Annotated in this window: 1 pseudogene; it reads right to left on the reverse strand. The window is 66.1% G+C overall.

From position 1 onward, the window contains the following. Positions 1–22 precede the first annotated feature (22 nt). Positions 23–1,020 (reverse strand): annotated as a pseudogene (locus tag ACBJ32_RS59340) (IS5 family transposase). Positions 1,021–1,096 lie beyond the last annotated feature (76 nt).

Consider the following 1,096-nt stretch of genomic DNA (forward strand, 5'->3'; position numbering starts at 1 on the left):
TAGGGCGTGTATTGGGTTGTGATCAAGGGGTGGGTCGTGTGAGGTCTTTGATCCAAATCATCGCGCCACGAAGGTGGAGGCCGGCGATGTAGCTCTCAGGGGTCTTGTCGTAGCGGGTGGCGATGCCTCGCCAGGCCTTCAGCTTGTTGATCAGACGCTCGACGGTGTTGCGATCCTTGTAGACCTCTGCGTCATGGCTGACCGGCCGGCCGCCCCTGCCACCCTTGTTCTTCCGGTTGGCGGCCTGGTCCTTCTTCTCCGGGATGACGGCTTTGATGTGGCGTTTGCGGAGGTAAGCGCGGTTGCCGCGGGAGGAGTAGGCCTTGTCCGCGGCGACCCGGTCAGGCCTGGTACGCGGACGGCCGATGGGCCCGCGGATACGTACCTTCTTGAGCACGGGGATGAACTGCGGGCTATCGGCGGCCTGTCCCGCGGTCAGCACGAACGCCAGCGGACGGCACCTGCGATCAGCGGCGAGGTGGACCTTGCTGGTCTGCCCGCCCCTCGATCGTCCGAGCAGGGCGGCCTTCAACCGGAGCTTGCGCCGGCACCGGATGCGCCGTCGTTCTTCCCTCTCGGGGTCGTCTGCGCGGCTCTGCCCGTCTCCTTCCGAGCCGCCCCCTTTTGCCGGGCCTTCTCCTCCTCGGCGGCCTTCTCCAGGGCGGTGACGACGTCCTGGTCGAGGTGCATCCCGGCAGCGTCGTGGTGAGCCCGCGCGGTGGTGGAGTCCACGCTGACCAGGGACAAGTCCACCTCGCCCCGCTTTGCGGCTTCCGCGATCATGCCCTCCAGCAGAGCTTCGAAGACACCGGCGTCCCTCCACTGCCGGAAGCGGTTGTGGACTGTCGACCAGGCACCGAACTCCACCGGCATCTCCCGCCACTGCCCGCCCGTCCGGAACCGCCAGATCACGCCCTCGAACTGCTGCCGCAGCCGCTCGGGGTACGGGCCGAACCCACCGATCGGCAGGTAGGGCTCGATGAACTCCCACTCCACATCCGTCAATTGCACTCGCGTCACGCAAAACGATCTACCGGATCGGACCCCGAAACGAGGGCGGATCCCGCAGATTGATCACAACCAAATACACGCCCTA

The sequence above is a fragment of the Nonomuraea sp. GTA35 genome (assembly GCF_041950525.1).
In the GTDB taxonomy this organism is placed as follows: Bacteria; Actinomycetota; Actinomycetes; order Streptosporangiales; family Streptosporangiaceae; genus Nonomuraea.